Source organism: Methylobacterium sp. 22177 (assembly GCF_052045615.1).
GTDB lineage: Bacteria > Pseudomonadota > Alphaproteobacteria > Rhizobiales > Beijerinckiaceae > Methylobacterium > Methylobacterium radiotolerans.
The window spans coordinates 85,278-104,145 of record NZ_JBQEPK010000001.1; the positions used below are offsets into that span (position 1 = coordinate 85,278).

The window sequence follows — 18,868 nt, forward strand, 5'->3', positions numbered from 1 at the left end:
CACAACAGGTTTCGACGCCGCAGTCCAAGGGCGGCGGCGCGTTCAGGGGGGGGCAGAGCCATGACCGATCCCGTCATCACCGGCGCGTGCCGGGCCGCCACGCGGCGCGTCGCCTCGGCCCTCGCCGCGGTGCGCTGAGATGGCGGGCCCGTTCGACCTCGCCGGCCGCCACGTCCTCGTCACCGGCGCCTCCAGCGGCCTCGGCCGTCACTTCGCAGGAACCCTGGCACGCGCCGGTGCGCGCCTGTCGCTCGGCGCCCGCCGGGCCGATGCCCTCGCCGAGACCGTCGCCCGCGTCGCGTCGGCGGGCGGTGAAGCCCACGCCGTCGTCATGGACGTCACCGACGCCGCGAGCGTCGAGCGCNCGCCGAGGAACGGTTCGGACCGGTGGCGGTGCTGGTGAACAATGCCGGCGTGACGGCGACGAAGCCGGCCCTCGACCTTGCCGAGTCCGACTGGGACGCGGTGCTCGACACCAACCTCAAGGGCGTGTGGCAGGTCGCCCAGGCCACCGGCCGGCGCATGGTCCGGCACGGCGCGGGCGGCAGCATCGTCAACATCGCGTCGATCCTCGGGCTGCGCGTCACCGGCGGGCTCGCGCCCTACGCCACGTCGAAGGCGGCTGTGGTCCAGCTCACCAAGAGCCTCGCGCTCGAATGGGCCCGCTACGGGATCCGGGTGAACGCCCTCGCGCCGGGCTACATCAAGACCGAGCTGAACGACGCCTTCTTCGAGTCCGATGCCGGCCGGGCGCTGATCAGGCGCATCCCGCAGCGCCGGCTCGGGGAGGCGGCCGAGCTCGACGGACCGCTCCTGCTCCTGGCCTCGGAGGCCGGCGCCTACATGACCGGCAGCGTCCTGGCGGTCGACGGCGGCCACCTCGTCTCCGGCCTATAGCGATCGCCCCGGACGAGCTCGTCCTCGGGTCCGACGCGGGTCAGAGATCCCGCGCCTGCTCGCGCAGGACGAATTTCTGGATCTTGCCGGTCGAAGTCTTCGGCAACGGCCCGAACACGACCGTCTTCGGCACCTTGAACCGCGCCATGTGCTCGCGACAGAACGCGATCAACTCCTGCTCGCTCGGCACGCTCGTGCCGGGCTTCACCTCCAGGAACGCGCACGGGCTCTCGCCCCAGGTCGGATCCGGCCGCGCCACGACGGCCGCCAGCATCACTGCGGGGTGGCGCATGAGCACCTCCTCCACCTCCAGGCTGGAGATATTCTCGCCGCCCGAGATGATGATGTCCTTCGCCCGGTCCTTGATCTCCACCGACCCGTCGGGATGCCACACCGCGAGGTCGCCGGTCCGGTACCAGCCGTCGGCGAGGGCCGCCTCGGTCGCCCCCGGGTTGCCGAGGTAGCCCTTCATCACCGTGTTGCCGCGCAGACGGATCTCGCCGACCGTCGTGCCGTCCCGCGGCACCGGCACGTCGGTCGCGGTGTCGGCCACGCTCACCGCCTCGAGGGTCGCCAGGGGCACGCCCTGCCGGGCCATGCGGGCGTAGCGCTCGGTATCGGGGAGGTCGGTCCAGTCCGGCTGCGCCAGGCAGACCGTCGCGGGACCGTAACTCTCGGTGGCGCCGTAGAGATGAGTCACCTGGAAGCCCAGCTCCTCCATGGTGCGGATGATCGTGGAGGACGGCGCCGCGCCGCCGACCGCGCAGCGCACCCGCTGTGGGAACGGCACCCGGTCCTGGGCCGGGGCGTGCGCGATCATCGAGAGGACGATCGGCGCCCCGCACAGATGCGTCACCCCGTGCTCGGCGATCAGCCGGAAGATCGCCGCCGGCTCGACCTTGCGGAGGCAAACCTGCGTGGCGCAGGCCGCGACGCTCGCCCAGGGGTAGGACCAGCCGCTGCAGTGGAACATCGGCAGCGTCCAGAGATACACGCTCTCGCCGGTCAGGCCGAAGGTCACGGCGTTGCCCAGGGCCTGAAGATAGCCGCCGCGATGGCTGTAGACGGCGCCTTTCGGGTCGCCGGTCGTCCCCGACGTGTAGAGCAGGCAGAGCGACTGCCACTCGTCCTCGGGGCCGGCCCAGGCGTAGTCCGGATCGCCCTCCGCCAGCAGATCCCCGTAGGACAGCGCCCCGTCGATCCCGGAATCGCCGATCGCCACGACGAGGATCGGCTCGGCGAGATCCGCCAGGGCGCGCGCGGCCAGACCGGCATACTCGGCCTCGACGAGGAGCGCCCGGGCGCCCCCGTGCCGCAGCGAGAACGCGATCGTCGCTGCGTCGAGGCGGGTGTTGAGCGGGTTCAGTACCGCGCCGAGCATCGGCACGGCGAAATGCGCCTCGATCATCTCCGGGACGTTCGGCGCAAGGATCGCCACGGTGTCGAGCGGCCCGATCCCCCGGGCCGCGAGGCCCGCGGCCAGGCGCCGGCAGCGCGCGTAGAGGTCCGCGTAGGTGAGGCGCCGGTCGCCGTCGATCACGGCGGTCCGCGCGCCCGCCGCGGCGGCGGCCCGCGCCAGCAGGCTCACGGGGGTCAGGGGCACGTAGTTGGCCGCCCGGCGCGCGAGCCCGGCCTCGAACGGGTGGGAGCCGTTCTCACGGAGTTCGGCTCGGGTCGGACGGGTTCCCGTCATCGTGCAGCCTTCTGATCGGGCGGCGGGCGTGGCGTGCGCTCCGCGCGACGATGATTTCGCGGCCGCCCCGCCTGTCAATCGCGGTCGCCGGGACGATGTGGGCCGGGGGCGGATTCTGTTACAGGGCCCGGTTGACGGGGGAACGGCGCTGGCGGATGCCCGTATCCCAGCCATGCGTCGTCGAGGCCGCGTGCGACCGGCCCATCCGGGAGACCATTGTGGGGAACGACAACCTGCCGACGATTTCCGGGGAGACCGGCCGCGCCGTGGCCGAGAGCGGCGTCGCCCGCGCGCGCGAGGCGTACGAGCGCTTCGCCGAGGCGGGCGAGATGGCTCTGAATGCCTTCGAGGCGTCGATGGCGCAGAGCTTCGAGGGCTGGCGCTCGGTGATGGGATCCAGCCGCGAGACCGCGCACCAGCTCACCGACAGCAACGTGGCGGGTGCTCGCCGGATGCGCGAGCAGTGGGATGCCGCCGGCGCCCGGCTCTACAACGCCTTCGAGGACAACGCCGTCCATGCCATGGCTGCGATGCGCGAGATCGGTCACCGGATGCTCGTCGCGTCCGACACCAATGTCCGCGCGAGCCTGGACTTCGCGGACCGCGTCGCCAAGGCGGCCGACGCCCGCGAGGTCGCGGCGCTGAACATCGCGTTCCTGCAGGAGCAGGCCCGTCGGCTGACCGACCAGATGGTCGACCTCCACCAGACGACCGGCCGTCTCGCCCGCGAGGCTGCCGCGCGCATGGAGACCCCGTGACCGCCGGCACCGCGGCGCCGGATACCGGACCCGAGACCATGCCGCGGCTCGACGACCTGAGCCGCGCCGACGTGCCGTTCCGGACCGGCCATTTCCAGGCCTACGCACCCCACGATTTCCACCGCATCGCCTACGTGGAGTGGGGCGACCCGGACAGCCCGCACGTCGTCGTCTGCGTCCACGGCCTCAGTCGCCAGGGCCGCGATTTCGACGCCCTGGGCTACCGGCTGGCGAAGCTCGGCTACCGGGTGATCTGCCCGGACCTGCCCGGGCGCGGCCTGAGCGGCTGGTTGAAGGATCCGGAACTCTACGGCCTGCCGCAATACGCCGCCGACATGGCCGCGCTCATCGCCCATCTCCGGGTTCCCGGGAAGATCGACTGGGTCGGCACCTCCCTCGGTGGCCTGACCGGCATGGTCCTGGCCGCCGCCGCCCGGTCCCCGATCCGCCGCATGGTGATCAACGATATCGGCCCGTTCCTGCCCTGGGCGCCGATCCGCGAGATCGGATCGCGCCTGCGCGACGCGCCCCGGCTCCACCACAACCTCGCATCGGGCGAGTCGCGCCTGCGCACGGTGCTGGGTGCCTTCGGGCCGCTCACCGACGAGCAGTGGCGACACATCGCCAAGCACAGCTTCTTCCAGGAGCCGAACGGCGGCTGGCGGCCCCACTACGATCCCGGCATCGGCGACGCGTTCCGTCCGGGCCGCGTCTACAGCGTGAGCATGTGGCGCGACTGGGACGCGATCACCTGTCCGGTCCTGCTCCTGCGCGGTGCGCACTCGGAACTGCTCCTCGCCTCGACCGCCGACGAGATGACCCGGCGGGGACCGCCGACGCGGCGTGTCGAGATCCCCGATTGCGGCCACGCGCCGGCGCTGCTCGACGACGAGCAGTTGCGAATCGTCGCCGACTGGCTCGGCCCGGCGGCGTAAGTCCGCCGGCATCGCGCGGCGTCGCGCCGTGAATCGACCGTTTCCCATCACGCAGGCTTCGAAGGGATCGGCGCCATGGGCGAGCGCGGCGTAGGCAACCCGATCGCGCCCTACAGTCTTAGAAAGTGATTTTTTGGCCGATCCCACTCACTTATATTTGACTAGGCATGGTATTTGAGTTGTTCCGCTGGCGGGCATTGGAGGGCCCGGATCGCGGTCTTCCGGACCTAAGATTTCGAAAGCGTAACCATTCGTTGCGCGCGCGTCTGACCTGTGGCACTAACAGATGTCAGGTCTGGATCTTGGCCGCGCAATGTTGCACCTGTCGGTTGTGATTGGCGCCCCGGATCCGGGCGAGCAAGCCTGCCAACAGCAAGAACATCCGGACTACCAACTATGGCGAACCCAACCCCCAAGCCGAAGCAGACCACAGCCATCGATCACGGGGTCGGCAGCCGCATCGCGTTCCTTCGGGCGGCGAACGGGCTGAGCCAGTCCGCGCTGGCCAGCGCGCTGGGCGTCAGCTTCCAGCAGGTCCAGAAATACGAGACCGGTAAGAATCGTGTCGGTGCCGGTCGCCTCCAGGCCATCGCCGAGCGGCTCGGGGTTCCGGTCTCGAGCTTCTTCGAGCCGGAGCCCGAGGCGACGACCGATAGCGGTCCTGCGCTCCTGCGCGTTGCCGGCGCCGTCGAGTTGCTCCGGGCGTACAATCAGATTGCCGACGATCAGATGCGCCGCGACGTGCTCTCGCTCGTGAAGTCCGCGGCGCGGATCGGCCATACCCGGTCGGCGGACGAGGCGGCAGCGCAGGCGCCCGGCCCGTCGCGCAGCGCATGACATGCGGCGTCGCCTGGCGCCGAACCGGCGTCACGCGAGCCCTCCAGGCGGGGTCATGGATCCACTCCCGACACGCGTGACCCGTCTGCTCGCCGATCTGCCGCTCCGGGCGGACGACGAGATCGTGTCGGTCCTGGTCTCGGATGCGGGCCTGCGGGTGGAGCGCATCGTCTCAACCGGTCAGGCGAGCCCGCCGGGCTTCTACTACGACCAGCCGCATGCCGAATGGGTCGCTGTCCTGACGGGCGCGGCCGACTTGCGGTTCGCCGATGAGGCTCAGGCCCGTCGCCTGGTCGCGGGCGACGCCGTGCTGATCACGCCCCATCGTCGGCACCGTGTCGAGTGGACCGACTCGCCCACCGTCTGGCTGGCGATCCATTTCGGGCCCCAGGTCGGCGCTGCGGATCCGACCCCGAGCATTCGGGACTAGGGGCAATTCAGGCGGCGAATCGGGCGATCGCTACGGCCGTGTCGCCGTAGACGCGCCGCTCCAGCTCCGCGAAGCCGGCCGGCCAGACGAGCTGAGCGGCCTCGACTTCCTCGACGACGATGAGAGCCCCCGGCGCGAGCCACGCGCCCTCGGCGGCGCTTCTCAGGGCGCGGGGCGCGAGATCGCGGCCGTAGGGCGGATCGCAGAAGACCAGCGAGAAGGTGCCCGCTGTGGAAGCCGGGCCGAGGCGGGTCGCGTCCCGCCGGAACAGGCGCGTCACGCCTTCGGCACCGAGGGCCTCGATATTCTCGCGGATCACCGCGCGCGCCTCGGCGCCCTCGTCGACGAGGAGGGCGTAGGTCGCGCCCCGCGACAGCGCCTCGAAGCCGAGGGCGCCCGTGCCGGCGAACAGGTCGAGGACCCGGGCGCCGGCCACGGCGTCGTCATAGGCGTGCGCGAGCACGTTGAACACCGACTCGCGCAGCCGGTCCGAGGTCGGCCGGATGGCGTCGGTGCGCGGCGCGGCAAGCCGGCGGCCCCGCCACGCGCCGCCGACGATCCTCATCGCGTCCCGCGGGGCGGCCTGCCGCCGCCGGGCCGGGCGCCGCCGCGCGGCGCACCGGGACGGCCGCCCGCGCTCGGGCCGCCGCCCGGGCCGCTGCGCGTGCCCTGGCCGCCCGCCTTACCGGTGAATCCGCCGGGCTTGCCACCGGGGCGACTTCCGCCGGGACGCGGCGCCCCCGTCTTCGGGCCGCCGAACGCGGGCTTGCCCCCAGCGCCGGCCGGCTTCGAGCCGCGGAACCCGCCCGGCTTGCGCGACGTCCCCTCGGTCGGCCCGGCCTCGAACGTCCGTTCGCGCCGTCCTCCGGACTTGCCGCCGCGCTCGTCGAATCGCCGCTCGTCACGCGGTGCGTCGCTCCGCGCGGTCTCGCGACGCGGGCGCTCGTCGCCGCGGCGCTCGTTGCGCGGACCGGCGGGGCGTTCCTGTCGCTCCGGCGCTCCGCGGTCGGCGAAGCGGCGCTTCGGCTTGGCGACGGGGGCCGGCTCCGCCGGTGTGGCGGACAGCCGCTCGACGACGACCCGGCGCTCACCGGCGCGGATCGAGCCGACGCGCTCGCGGCCGCGTTCCGCCGCGGCCGCCTGTGCGGTCCGGGGATCCGCGCCGCGCCGGGGCACGCGCGTGCCCCGGGGCTTCGCCGCGTCCTCATCGCGCCACGTGGAGCTACGCGGTCCGGGACCGGCGCCTCCGGTCGAAACGCGCGGCGCCGGCGCGGGACGCGCGGCGTTGCGCCGGGCCGGCGCCGGCTGCGCGGACTTGGCATCGCGATCCGCCGGGCGGGTGCCGCCGAACGGCGCGATCGGCTCGCGGACCGGGCTGTCGAAATCCACGCCGGCCTGCTCGGCGAGGCTCTTGCCGAGCTGATCCTTGAGCACGCGGGTCCGCACCTCCTCGACCAGACCGACTTCTAGGTCGCCGAGCTGGAACGGCCCGAAGGAGAGCCGGATCAGCCGGTTCACCGAGAGCCCGAGATGCTCCAGGATGCGCTTGACTTCGCGGTTCTTGCCCTCGCGCAGGCCGAGTGTCAGCCAGACGTTGTCGCCCTGCACCCGGTCGAGCGTCGCCTCGACGGGGCCGTACTCCATCCCGTCGATGGTGACGCCCTTGGCCAGCCGGTCGAGTTGGGCCTGATCGGTGTCGCCGTGGGCGCGGACCCGGTAGCGGCGCAGCCAGCCCGTGTCAGGATGCGCGATCACCTTGGCGAGCCCACCATCGTTGGTGAGGAGCAGCAGCCCCTCGGTGTTGATGTCGAGCCGTCCGACAGCCACGACCCGGGGTAGATCCTCCGGGAGCACGTCGAACACCGTCTGCCGGCCCTCCGGATCCCGGGCGGTCGTCACCACGCCCCGCGGCTTGTGGAAGATCCACAGGCGGCTGCGCTCCCGCGACGGCATCGGCTCGCCATCGATCAGGATGCGGTCGTTCTCGGTGACGTTGCGGGCGGGGGACGTCAGCGTCTCGCCGTTGACGCTCACGCGTCCGGCCACAATCATCGTCTCGGCGTCGCGCCGCGAGGCGATGCCAGCCCGAGCCATCGCCTTCGCGATGCGCTCGCCGGGCGGCGTCTCGATCAGGCCCTCGGTGTCGGCGGACGAGGCGGGTTCGGGCTCCGGCGCAGGGACCGTCTGCTGAGGAGGCTGCGGCTTGGCCTTTCGGGCGGCCTTCTTCGCGGCGGACTTGGCGGACCCGTCGCCCTCGGTGTCGGCGCGGCCCGCATCGGTCGGCGGCGCCCAACCCTCGGTGCGCGCTGACTCGGGGGCCGGACGGGCGGTCCCCTCCGGCTTATCGTCGTTCGGCAAGTCGCTCATGCTTGCCGCTTATCAGAGCCGGTCTCGACAGGCGAGACGGGTTGTGCACGGGGGCAGGTGCCCTCAACGCAAAGAGGCGGCCCGCTGGGACCGCCTCGAAGACCGGATCGCGGGTCGGGGACCCGTCGGCGTCAGAGCCTGGGCGAACGCCCGCGCATCACACCGAACACGGCGGAGATCAGGAACAGCGCGATCGCCACGAAGAAGACGATCTTGGCCGCCTCCATCGCCGTGCCGGCGATGCCGCCGAAACCGAGGAGCGCCGCCACGAGAGCGACGACGAGAAACGTGACAGCCCAACCGATCATGGCATCCTCGCGTTATTCGGGTCGGTTCAGTTGTGGAACCCGCGCGCGGCGGGTTCCGTTCCGGTCGCGCTCGACGATCAGAGCTTGTCGGTGGCGGACTTCACCGCGCTCTTGGCGTCGCCGACCGTGCCCTGGGCCTTGCCCTTGAGCTCCTGAGCGGCGCCCTCGGCCTTGAGCTTGTCGTTGCCGGTCACGTCGCCGATGCCCTGCTTGGCCTTGCCGAGGGCCTCGTTGGCGACGCCCTTGATCTTGTCGGTGGTGCTGCTCATGGCGTTGTCCTCTTGCTCGATCTGCGGCGACGCCGCACTGGTTCCTGAAACGGTCACGGTCGGCGGAATGTTCCAGGCCTTAACATTGACCTGGATCAGGCGAGCCCGCTGCCCGATGCCCGTCGCGTCAGTGGGATGAGAACAGCTTGGCTGCCGATCCGATCCATCCGGCCAGGGCGGAAGCGTCCGGAAGCCTGACCGCGCTCGATCACGCTTTCGCGGCCGCCCGCGCCGCGGCCGCGGCCGGGGAGGTCCCGGTCGGCGCCGCGGTGGTCCGGGACGGGACCGTCCTGGCGGTCGCCCACAATCGGCCGCGCGAACTGCACGATCCGACGGCGCATGCGGAGATCCTGGCGATCCGCGCGGCCTGCGCCACGCTCGGCACCGAGCGCCTCGTCGGCTGCGATCTCTACGTCACCCTGGAACCGTGCCCGATGTGTGCCGGCGCGATATCCTTCGCCCGGATCCGGCGGCTCTACTACGGCGCGGCCGATCCGAAGGGGGGCGGGGTCGAGCACGGGCCGCGCGTCTTCGACCAGCCGACCTGTCACCACGCGCCGGAAGTCTACGGCGGTTTCCGCGAGCGCGAGGCGGCGGCCCTGCTCAGGGCGTTCTTCGCGCAACGCCGGGACTGACGTGATGACCGGCGACCGAAAAGGTTCCTATCGGCCCGGGGCGGGCCAGCGGAGGAGGGCACGATGATCCCGACCTATTCAAGAGCCCTGATCGTCGGGGCAGGCTCCGGCCTCAGCGCGTCGCTCGCGCGCGTGCTTGCGGCCGACGGCATGGCGGTCGGCCTCGCCGCCCGGAACGTCGACAAGCTCGCCGCGCTGGCGGCCGAGACGGGCGCGGCGGTCCACGCCTGCGACGCCAGCCAGCCCGCGGAGGTCGAGGCCCTGTTCGCCCGCCTCGAACCCGCGCTCGGCGGCCCCCCGGACGTCGTCGTCTACAACGCGAGCGGCCGCCTCCGCGGCCCGGTCGCCGACCTCGATCCGGACGCGGTTGCCCGGGCCCTGATGGTGTCGGCGTATGGCGGATTCCTGGTGGCGCAGGCCGCGGCGCGCCGGATGCTGCCGCGCCGCCACGGCGCGATCCTGCTGACCGGCGCGTCGGCGAGCGTGAAGGGCTTCGCCGAGTCGTCGCCGTTCGCCATGGGGAAGTTCGCCCTGCGGGGACTCGGCCAGAGCCTCGCTCGCGAACTGCAGCCCCGGGGCATTCACGTCGCCCACATCGTGATCGACGGCGCGATCCGCAATCCGGCCCGCGGCGGCGAGCCGCCGGAGGCGCCCGACAGCCACCTCGATCCCGACGCCATCGCCCGGGCCTATCGCGACCTCCTGCGTCAGGACCGAAGCGTCTGGACCTCCGAGCTGGAACTGCGTCCCTGGACGGAACGGTTCTGACGCCGCCTCAGGGGTTCACCCGCAGGCCGAGCAGGAAGGTGTTCTCCCGGAAGCTGGATCCGGCGACCGTGCTGTCAAACTTCTGATAGATGTAAGTGCCGCGCAGGGTCAGCCAGCGGGTGAAGTGGTAGTCGAGCCGCGCGGTCGCCGAGAAGCCGTTCTCGCGGATGCTGCTGCTCTGGTAGTCGTTCCGGAGATACGATCCGCCGAGGACAATCGAGAGGTTGCGCAGCAGGTCATGCTGCACTTCCAGCGTGGCGACCTCGGTGAGCACGCCGCTGGAGCCCGGGATCGTCGTCTCGGTGACGCCGGTCGCGGCGGTGAACCGCACGGTGGTGAGCGGGCTCGCCGCCCAGACGAGGGCCGCGTTGAGCAGCGGGGCGTTGATGTCGCGCAGGCTCGGATCGACGTAGGTCCGGTGCTGGATGCCGGCCGAGATCTCGCCCGTCACCGAGCGCGCGAGGCCGATGCTCGTTCCGAAGGCGACCGCGATGCCGTCCGAATCCCGTCGGATGCCCGTCGCGTCGAAGCGCTGGTCGTAGACGCGCGTATCGCCGAGCAGATCGATGAACGGGCTGAAATCCGGATTGATCTCGTAGGCCGTGCGCAGTTGCAGGCTGTACTGGTTCAGGTTGCGGTCGGACTGGTTGACGATCGTCCCGTCCGCCAGGCGCGCATTGTCGAACTCGGAGCGGTCGACGGACCCGCGCAGGGTGACCGACAGGCGGTTGAACGTCTCCGTGGCCCCGAGCGAACCGCCGTACACGGCCAGGAGCGGCCGCGTCGTGGCGGTGGCGGCCTGGAGGTTGGCGCTCGAAGTCCGCTGCGTGTCCACCAGGAACCGCCCCTCCGCGTCGATGCGCAGGTCCCGGTTGGCGTCGATGCGCAGCCGGACCACGCCGTCGGCCGCGGGGCGGCTCGCCGCCTCGTTCTGCGGCGTCTCCAGGTAGGATCCCCGGAGAGAGCCCTGGAGCGAGCTGGAGGCCCAGTTGCTGCGGAAGTCGACCGTGGCGTCGGTGCGCAGCGCGACCGAGCCCTTGGCGATCTGGCGGGTGGTCTGGTCCGGATTCGTGTCGTAGCCGACGCTCTGCGCGAAGGTCGGGAGCACCGTGAAGGTCCCGACCTGATAGCCGATCGGCGCGTAGGCCGGGTCGGTCGGGATCGCGCGCGCCAGGTCGGTGCCAAGGATGAAGCCCGGGGTCAGGAGCCCGAGAGCCGGCGCGATGGACTGGAACGGGAGGGTCGGCCGGATCGGCGTCACGACCTGCGGGTTCGGAACGCCGACCACTGCCTGTTGGACCACCGGCGTCAGCCGCAGCGCCGGCGGCGGGATCTGCGTCACGTCCTGGGTCACTCGCCGCGTCGCGGAGCCGATCCGCCGCGGCGGCGCGGCCCGCGTGCGCAGGAGGGTCGACGGCGCGAGGTTGGCCGGCGCCGTCGAGGATCCGCCGGTGCGCCGTCCCCCCGTGGTGACGCGGGTGCTGAGCTGGGACAAGCCGGGCTGACCCGGGATCTGCGTCGGCGCGGGGGGCGAGAGCGGTGATCGGAGGCTGTCGCCGCCGGTCTGCTCGCCGCCGGTCGCGTCGCCGCCGAGCGCGCCGCGGGTCTGGTCGCGGTGCAGGCCGTCCGGGATGCTGCGCTTGAGCGCGGGCAGACCGTTCGGGGCCGTGTCCTGGCCGATACCGGGATTGTCGGGCTGCCCGGTGACAGGGCTCGTCGCATCGAACCGCTGGGCTGCCGCGGGCGCCGCGAGCGCGACACCGAGCGCCGCCGCGACGAGCCGCATCCTCCGCCGTTCCCACCGGTCAGCCGCCGTCCGCACCTGATCCCGGTCTCCGCCAAAGTCCCCGGCACCCGCGTGCGGAGATCACAGGTCACGCCGCCCCAGAACAGGTTGCCGGCATGGTTAACGAACCCTAGCGGCGACGTGGTTAATGGCCCGTCAACGGCCTCGTGGCGGCAGGATCCGGCAGCGACGCAGCGATCTGACTTGTCCATCACGAATACGATTGAGATTTCGCGTATACTATGCTAAAGACGCTCAGACTTCGATCGCATCCGATAGGGATTGATCGACCCGAACAACTGTAACTCCTGAGGTTTGACGTGAGTGAGAACGCAGGCAGCGAGCACGGCCCGGCGATCGGGCTCGCAGTCGATATCGTCGCCGCTTACGTGTCGAACAATTCCGTTCCGGTGTCGGAACTTCCCGGATTGATCGGCGGGATCCACGCGGCGCTGAACGGTTTGACAACTCAAGGTCGCGCCGCGAATTCGGCGGTTGAAAAATTAAGTCCGTCCCAGATCCGCAAGTCGGTCACGACTGATCATATTGTCAGCTTCGAGGACGGGAAGCCGTACAAGACGCTCCGGCGGCACCTGACGCTGCGCGGCCTGACGCCCGAGGCCTACCGCGAGAAGTGGGGTTTGCCGCGGGACTATCCGATGACCGCGGCGAGCTATTCGGCGCAGCGATCCGAGCTGGCCCGCGCCCTCGGCCTCGGACAGCAGCGCCGCAAGACCCGCGGCGGGACCGCGGCCGCACCCGAGGCGCCGCCCGCGCCGGCCGCCAAATCGCGGGGCCGGAAGAAGGTGCTGGCCGAGTAAGGGGACGACCAGGAACTGGGCTGTTCCGCGTTCCCGGCGCGCCGCTCGACCGATCGGCAGCACCCTGATCGGGCCGCGGCGGTGGACGCGCACCGACGTCCCGTGCCCCTGCGCGTCGCGCAACTGTGCGCCGCGCCCCCGACGCTATCCAACGGCGACCGCGCTGCGATGCTGCTCTGCACCATCGGAACCCGCCCGCGCCGAAGGACGTCCCCGTGCCGCCTCTGCCGATCCTCGCCCTCGCCGTCGCCTCGTTCGGGATCGGCACCACCGAATTCGTCATCATGGGCCTGCTCCCGGAGGTGGCGCAGAGCTTCGGCGTCACCATTCCGCAGGCGGGCTATCTGGTCTCGGGCTACGCCATGGGCGTGGTCGTCGGCGCGCCGATCGTGGCCATCGCTACCGCGGGACTGCCGCGCAAGACCGCGCTCCTCGCGCTGATGGCCGTGTTCCTCGCGGGCAACCTCGGTTGCGCGCTGGCACCCAGCTACGGCCTCCTGATGGCCGCGCGGATCCTGACGGCCTTCGCCCACGGCGCGTTCTTCGGCATCGGCGCCGTCGTGGCGCGGGATCTCGTGCCGCGGGAGAAGCGGACGCAGGCGGTCTCGCTGATGTTCGCGGGCCTCACCCTCGCCAACGTGCTCGGCGTGCCGCTCGGCACCGCCCTCGGGCAGGAGGCGGGCTGGCGCTCGACCTTCTGGGCGGTGGTCGTGATCGGGCTCGCGGCGGGGCTCGCGATCCAGCTCTGCGTGCCGGATGGGCTCCCCGGGACGCGCGGCCGGCTCGTGAGCGAGTTCCGCGCGCTCGGGCGCTGGCCGGTGCTGCGGCCGATGCTGATCTCGACCCTGTCCTCGGTGAGCTTCTTCACGGTGTTCACCTATGTCACGCCGTTCCTGACCGGGGTGACCGGATTCACGCCGCAGGGCGTGACCGGCGTGCTGTTCGCCGCCGGCACGGGCCTGACCGTCGGCAATCTGCTGGGCGGCCATCTGGCCGACCGGGGTCCGATGGCGACGATCATCGGCAGTTTCCTGGGCATCGTGGCGGCCCTGCTGGTGCTCGCCGCGGTCGCGCACCATCCCGCGCTCACGGTGGCGGTGGTGGTGCTCTGGTCGGGGCTGGTCTTCGCCCTCGTCTCGCCCCTGCAGATCTGGGTCGTGGAGGCGGCCAGCGACGCCCCGAACCTCGCCTCCACGTTGAACCAGGGCGCCTTCAATCTCGGCAACGCAGCCGGCGCCTGGATCGGCGGCACGGCGCTGACGCTCGGGGCCGGTTACGGCCAGCTGCCGCTGATCGCCGCGGCGGTGTCGCTCGCCGGCCTCGGGCTAGTGCTCACCGCGGTCAGTCGCGGGCGCCAGGGCGCCGCCCCGGCATCCGCGCCCGGGGCCTGATCGCTCAGTCGGTCCGGACGAGGTCGCCGAGCAGGCTCGCCGCCACGGTCGCCTTGGACACCGTCAGGCCGGACGCACTGATCGCGTCGACGGCCTCGCGGATCCGCGCGAGCGGTGCGCCGCGCGCCCGGATCCAGGCCTCTACCGCGTCCGGCCCGGCGCCGAGATCCGCCACCACCTCGGCCGTCAGCTTTCGGTGCGCGGCGGCGATGCTGGCGCCCGCCCGCTCCAGGGCGACGCGGTCGAACGTGTCGGCCACCGGCACGGTCCGGGCCGCGGCGGCGAGATCGTCCAGGCGGAAGGCGTGTTCCAGGGCGAAATGCGTCGCCGCGACCTCCTCGACCGGCCGGCCGCTGGCCTCGGCGACCCGGACGATGTCGGGGCCGGAGACCAGCGCCCCGAGCGAGGCGAGGCGCCGCGCCTGGGCCGGCGCCATGCCGTGCCCGGTCAGCTCAGACTCGCGGGTGCCGATCGTCGCCAGCGCCTCGTCGCCGAGCACCTTGGGCAGGGCCGCCTCCACGGCGGCGATGCCGTCCCTATAGCGGGCGACCACCGGCGCGAGTCCGCCGCTCAGGTCGAGGTTGCGGATGAACCACACGATGCGGTTCGTCAGCAGATCCTGCACCTCCGCGTAGAGGTCGAGCTGCCCCGTGCCGGAGACCCGGCCCGCGAGGCCGTCGATGGCGAGGTTCAGCTCCATCAGGCCGAACGCGTCGCGGGTCACCGCGTAGGCCTTGGCGATGGTCGCGGCGTCGGCCCCGGTGCCGTCGACGAGGCGCGTCACCAGCGACGGGCCGCCGCGGTTGACGATGATGTTGGCGAGTGCCGTGGCGATGATCTCGCGGCGCAGCCGATGGCCCTTGACGGCGTCCGGGAAGCGATCGCGCAGGGCCTTCGGGAAGTAGCGCTGCAGCTCGCGGTCGAAATACGGGTCGTTCGGCACGGCGCTCTCGAGGATCGCGTCGTGCAGCGACAGCTTCGCGTAGGCGAGCAGCACCGCGTATTCCGGCCGGGTCAGCCCCTCGTTCCGCCGCATGCGCTCGGCGAGCGTGCCGTCGTCCGGCAGGAACTCCACCGCCCGGTCGAGCCGCCCCTCCGCCTCCAGCGCCTGCATCGTCCGCATCGCGAAGCCGGTCTCGCCGAGGCCGCCGCGCTGGGCGAGGGACAGGGCGAGCGTCTGCAACTCGTTGTTGCGCAGCACGAGGCGCCCCACCTCGTCGGTCATGTCGGCGAGAAGGGCGTTGCGCGCCTCGTAGCTGAGCCTCCCGTCCCGCTCCGGCGTCATGAGCGCGATCTTGATATTGACCTCGACGTCCGAGGTGTTCACGCCGGCCGAGTTGTCGATGGCGTCGGTGTTGAGCCGGACGCCCGCGCGCGCCGCCTCGATGCGTCCGCGCTGCGTCAGGCCGAGATTCGCGCCCTCGCCGACGACCTTCGCGCGCAGCTCCGGCCCGGTGATGCGCAGGGCATCGTTGGCGCGGTCGCCGGCATCCTCGTCGGTCTCGGTGGTGGCCCGGACATAGGTGCCGATACCGCCGAACCAGAGCAGATCGGCGGGCGCCTTCAGGATCGCCTGCATCAATTCGGTAGGCGTCGCTTCGGACTGATCGAAGCCCAGTGCGGACCGAATCGCGTCCGAGAGCGGCACGGTCTTCAGGCTGCGCGAGAACACGCCGCCGCCGTCCGAGATCAGGCTCCTGTCGTAGTCCGCCCAGGAGGACCGCCCCAGGTCGAACAGACGCCGCCGCTCGGCGAAGCTGCGCGCGGCGTCCGGGTTCGGGTCGAGGAAGATGTCGCGGTGGTCGAAGGCCGCGATCAGGCGGAGGCTCGCGGAGAGCAGCATGCCGTTGCCGAACACGTCGCCCGACATGTCGCCGACGCCGACCGTGACGATGGGGTCGGTCTGCACGTCGACATCGATCTCGCGGAAGTGCCGGCGCACCGCCTCCCAGGCGCCGCGGGCAGTGATGCCCATGCCCTTGTGGTCGTAGCCCTGGCTGCCGCCGGACGCGAACGCGTCGCCCAGCCAGTGGCCCTTCTCCAGCGAGAGGGCGTTGGCGATGTCCGAGAAGGTGGCCGTACCCTTGTCGGCCGCCACCACCAGATAGGCGTCGTCGGGATCGTGCCGCACCGTCTCGGGCGGCGGCACGATGGCGTTGTCGACGATGTTGTCGGTCAGCTCGAGGAGCGTGCGGATGAAGATCCGGTAGCTCTCGGTCCCCTCCTGCATCCAGGCGGCCCGGTCGGAGGCCGGCGGCAGCCGCTTCGGGAAGAAGCCGCCCTTCGCGCCGACCGGCACGATCACGGCGTTCTTCACCTGCTGGGCCTTCACGAGGCCGAGGATCTCGGTGCGGAAATCCTCCGGCCGGTCGGACCAGCGCAGCCCACCACGGGCGACGTAGCCGAAGCGCAGGTGCACGCCCTCGACGCGGGGCGCGTAGACGAAGATCTCGAAGAACGGCCGCGGCAGCGGCATCGCCGTCACCTTCGCGCAGGCGAACTTGAAGCTGATCGTCTCCCGGGGCTGCCCGTCGGCGCCGGTCTGGTAGAAGTTCGTCCGCACCGCCGCCTCGACGAGATTGACGAACCGACGCAGGATCCGGTCGTCGTCGAGGCTCGTGACACCTGCGAGCGCCGTCTCGATGCCGGCGCGCACCTCCGCCTCCTGGGCTGTCCGGTCGCCGGCGAGGGCGGGGTCGAACCGGGCGCGGAACAGGGCCACGATCGCGCGCGCGATCCCGGTGTGGCGGCTCAGCGTGCCCGCGAGGTAGTCCTGCCCGTAGCGTATGCGCAGCTGGCGCAGGTAGCGGCCGAGGGCCCGGAGGAGGGCCGCCTCCCGCCAGGGCAGGGCAGCCTCCAGGACGAGCCGATTGTAGCCGTCGGACTCGGCGATGCCGTCCGCGATGGCGAGCATCGCCGCCTCCAGCGGCCGCTCCAGCGCCGCGAGGTCGATCGGGGCGCCGGTGGCGCGCTCGATCAGCATGTCGTGCAGCCAGACCCGCGCGGCCTCCTCCGTGCCGGACGGCGCGATCTGGTACGTGCGCTCGTTGAGGACGCGGAAGCCGAGATTCTCCAGCGCCGGGACCCGGTCGGACAGCGCGATCGCCGTGCCGCGCGAGAACGCCTTCAGGCGGACCTGCGCGGCGGCGTCGCTGGGGCGCCGATCGAGATGGACAGCCCGCGGCTGCGTCTCACCGAGGCCGTCGAGGATCAGCACGTCCGCGACGGCGCTCTCGGGCTGGAAATCGTCCCGGTAGGCGGCCGAGAACGCGTCGCCGTATCGGGCGGCCAGCCGGCGCGCTCGGTCGCCGCCCTCGGATTCGGCCAGCGCCGCTCGCAGCGCGTCGCCCCAGGTCCGGACCAGGGCGACGATCCCGGCCTCGAGGGAGGCGGGATCGTGCTCGGGGCTGCCCTGATCGGGCAGGCCGATGATGTAGTGGATCCGGGCCAGCGAGCCTTCCGGATAGTCGGGGTAAGCCGCGCTGAGCCGCCCGCCGTAGGTCTCGGCCAGATAGCTGCCGATCCGGCCGCGAACCGCGGAATCGTAGCGGTCCTTCGGGACGTAGACGAGAAGCGAGACGAACCGGCCGAACCGGTCGGGGCGGGACAGCACGCGGACCCGCGGCCGGTCGGCCAGCGCGGCGATCGCCAGGGTGAACCGGTAGAGCCGCTCGCTGTCGATCTGGAAGAGCTCGTCCCGCGGGTAGCCCTCCAGCACGGCGAGGAGGCTCCGGCCGGCATGGCTCGTCGGGTCCAGGCCGGCGCGATCGACCACGGCCTCCACCTTCCGGCGCAGCACGGGCACCTCGCGGGCCGGGCTCGTGTAGGCGGAGGCGGTGAACAGGCCGACGATCCGCACCTCGCCCGAGAGTTTGCCGAGGCCGGAGAACAGCTTGACGCCGACATAGTCCAGGTAGGCCGAGCGGTGGACCCGCGACTTCACGCTGGCCTTGGTGATGATCAGCGGCTGCGGCTCCTCCAGGAATGCGAGGATCTCCGGCGTGTAGTCCACCGGCGTCCGGCCCCGGCGCAGGGGCGTGGCGCCGGGATCGCGGAGCACGCCGAGGCTCGACCCCTCGACCAGTGGGTGGGCTTCGCCGGCGATGCCGTGCTCCTGCATGCCGAGGATGAGGAACTGGCCGTCCGTCAGCCATTCGAGGAAGGCGCGCGCCTCCTCGGTCTCCGTTTCCGGCATCGGCGTCGGCCCGCGCCCGAGATCGGCGGCGAGGTCGGTGAGGCGCGCCAGCATGGCGTCGCGGTCGTCACCCGCCAGGGCGACGTCGCGGTAGACGGCCGCGAGGGCGTTCAGGAGCCGCTCGCCGGTCTCAACCGCCAGGCGGTCGAGATGGATGTGGATGAAGCTCTCGCGCGCGAGACTCCCCTGCGCGTCCGCGGTCGTCTCTCCGACCACCCGGATGAGCCCGCCCGCGCCGTCCCGCTCCACGCCGAGGATCGGGTGCGCGACGAGCTGCGGAGCGAGGCCCTGCTCGGTCAGTTCGGCCAGGGTCGAGTCCAGCAGGAATCGCCGGTTGTCGTTGATGACCTCGAGGACCGTCGTCTCGCGCGGACGGCCGTCGCGCACCAGCTCGCGGTCGCTCAGGCGCATCCGCGCCGGGTCGCCGGGCCTGCGGGGCTCGGACAGGAAGGCGCGGGCGCGGGCGGCGAGGTCCGCCAGGACCGAGGCGTCGTAGGGGGCGAGATCCTCCGGTGTCACGCGGCCGAACAGGTCGCGGACGAAGCCGCCCGGGCCGCCCTGCTCGGTGACGATGTCGGCGGCCGCCTCTATCAGCCCGGTGCGGGCCGTCTTCTGCTCCGAGGAGGACAACGCCGTCGCGGTCTCGAGTGTCATCGCGCTTCTCCCGAACCGGGTCACTCGCCCCAGCGATAGCAGCGTGACCGGCCGTGTCGATGACGGCGCCCGGCCGTTTCCGCGCCGACGGGTGTCGATCGTCGCGAACCGTCAGCGTCGGCTT

At 71.8% G+C, this 18,868-nt stretch carries 15 protein-coding genes and 1 pseudogene; 9 read left to right on the forward strand and 7 right to left on the reverse strand.

The window, feature by feature from the left end; translation table 11 throughout:
- Positions 1-139: 139 nt before the first annotated feature.
- Positions 140-897 (forward strand): annotated as a pseudogene (locus tag ACTJK8_RS00455) (SDR family NAD(P)-dependent oxidoreductase).
- Positions 898-937: 40 nt separating this feature from the next.
- Here ACTJK8_RS00455 and ACTJK8_RS00460 read toward each other — a convergent pair.
- Entirely contained in the window at positions 938-2,590 is a 1,653-nt protein-coding gene (locus tag ACTJK8_RS00460) for an AMP-binding protein (protein WP_012317090.1), read from the reverse strand.
- Positions 2,591-2,808: 218 nt separating this feature from the next.
- On the opposite strand from ACTJK8_RS00460, the gene ACTJK8_RS00465 reads away from it, so the two are divergent.
- The 4 genes from ACTJK8_RS00465 (at position 2,809) to ACTJK8_RS00480 (ending at position 5,550) form a co-directional block, all read left to right on the forward strand.
- A complete protein-coding gene (locus ACTJK8_RS00465; RefSeq protein WP_440761355.1) occupies positions 2,809-3,348 on the forward strand; it encodes a phasin family protein in 540 nt (179 codons plus the stop codon).
- Positions 3,345-4,283 carry an alpha/beta fold hydrolase gene (locus ACTJK8_RS00470; protein WP_012317092.1) on the forward strand — a complete coding sequence of 313 codons (939 nt, stop codon included), beginning with the start codon at positions 3,345-3,347 and terminating at the stop codon, positions 4,281-4,283. Before ACTJK8_RS00465 ends, ACTJK8_RS00470 begins: the two co-directional genes overlap by 4 nt.
- 396 nt (positions 4,284-4,679) lie before the next feature.
- Positions 4,680-5,120, forward strand: a complete 441-nt coding sequence (locus ACTJK8_RS00475; RefSeq protein ID WP_043072899.1) for a helix-turn-helix domain-containing protein — start codon at positions 4,680-4,682, stop codon at positions 5,118-5,120.
- Between the two features lie 55 nt (positions 5,121-5,175).
- Positions 5,176-5,550 carry a cupin domain-containing protein gene (locus ACTJK8_RS00480; RefSeq protein ID WP_043072900.1) on the forward strand — a complete coding sequence of 125 codons (375 nt, stop codon included), beginning with the start codon at positions 5,176-5,178 and terminating at the stop codon, positions 5,548-5,550.
- 7 nt (positions 5,551-5,557) lie between these two features.
- On the opposite strand, the gene rsmD is transcribed toward ACTJK8_RS00480, so the two are convergent.
- The 4 genes from rsmD to ACTJK8_RS00500 form a co-directional block, all read right to left on the reverse strand.
- The gene (gene rsmD / locus ACTJK8_RS00485; protein ID WP_012317095.1) at positions 5,558-6,115 is read right to left on the reverse strand and encodes a 16S rRNA (guanine(966)-N(2))-methyltransferase RsmD; all 558 of its coding nucleotides are present in this window, start codon (positions 6,113-6,115) and stop codon (positions 5,558-5,560) included.
- Positions 6,112-7,917, reverse strand: a complete 1,806-nt coding sequence (locus tag ACTJK8_RS00490) for a pseudouridine synthase (protein ID WP_012317096.1) — start codon at positions 7,915-7,917, stop codon at positions 6,112-6,114. Before ACTJK8_RS00490 ends, rsmD begins: the two co-directional genes overlap by 4 nt.
- A gap of 131 nt (positions 7,918-8,048) precedes the next feature.
- Complete coding sequence (locus ACTJK8_RS00495) at positions 8,049-8,225, reverse strand: DUF1328 domain-containing protein (RefSeq protein WP_012317097.1); 177 nt, start codon at positions 8,223-8,225, stop codon at positions 8,049-8,051.
- A gap of 77 nt (positions 8,226-8,302) precedes the next feature.
- Entirely contained in the window at positions 8,303-8,494 is a 192-nt protein-coding gene (locus ACTJK8_RS00500; protein ID WP_012317098.1) for a CsbD family protein, read from the reverse strand.
- A 146-nt stretch (positions 8,495-8,640) separates the two neighbouring features.
- On the opposite strand from ACTJK8_RS00500, the gene ACTJK8_RS00505 reads away from it, so the two are divergent.
- Both ACTJK8_RS00505 and ACTJK8_RS00510 read left to right on the forward strand, forming a co-directional pair.
- On the forward strand, positions 8,641-9,129 hold the full coding sequence (locus ACTJK8_RS00505; protein WP_012317099.1) for a nucleoside deaminase: 489 nt from the start codon (positions 8,641-8,643) through the stop codon (positions 9,127-9,129).
- 63 nt (positions 9,130-9,192) lie between these two features.
- The gene (locus ACTJK8_RS00510; protein ID WP_024827889.1) at positions 9,193-9,897 is read left to right on the forward strand and encodes an SDR family NAD(P)-dependent oxidoreductase; all 705 of its coding nucleotides are present in this window, start codon (positions 9,193-9,195) and stop codon (positions 9,895-9,897) included.
- A gap of 7 nt (positions 9,898-9,904) precedes the next feature.
- Here the strand turns inward: ACTJK8_RS00510 and ACTJK8_RS00515 are convergent, their stop codons facing one another.
- A complete protein-coding gene (locus ACTJK8_RS00515; RefSeq protein ID WP_043072907.1) occupies positions 9,905-11,683 on the reverse strand; it encodes an outer membrane beta-barrel protein in 1,779 nt (592 codons plus the stop codon).
- A gap of 320 nt (positions 11,684-12,003) precedes the next feature.
- On the opposite strand from ACTJK8_RS00515, the gene ACTJK8_RS00520 reads away from it, so the two are divergent.
- Together ACTJK8_RS00520 and ACTJK8_RS00525 are read left to right on the forward strand one after the other, a co-directional pair.
- Positions 12,004-12,504 (forward strand): MucR family transcriptional regulator, encoded by a 501-nt coding sequence (locus tag ACTJK8_RS00520; protein ID WP_024827887.1) that lies wholly within the window; start codon positions 12,004-12,006, stop codon positions 12,502-12,504.
- 215 nt (positions 12,505-12,719) lie between these two features.
- Positions 12,720-13,895, forward strand: coding sequence for an MFS transporter (locus tag ACTJK8_RS00525; RefSeq protein ID WP_440761356.1), 1,176 nt, complete (start codon positions 12,720-12,722; stop codon positions 13,893-13,895).
- A gap of 4 nt (positions 13,896-13,899) precedes the next feature.
- Here ACTJK8_RS00525 and ACTJK8_RS00530 read toward each other — a convergent pair whose 3' ends face one another.
- Positions 13,900-18,744 carry an NAD-glutamate dehydrogenase gene (locus tag ACTJK8_RS00530; RefSeq protein WP_440761357.1) on the reverse strand — a complete coding sequence of 1,615 codons (4,845 nt, stop codon included), beginning with the start codon at positions 18,742-18,744 and terminating at the stop codon, positions 13,900-13,902.
- Positions 18,745-18,868: the final 124 nt, after the last annotated feature.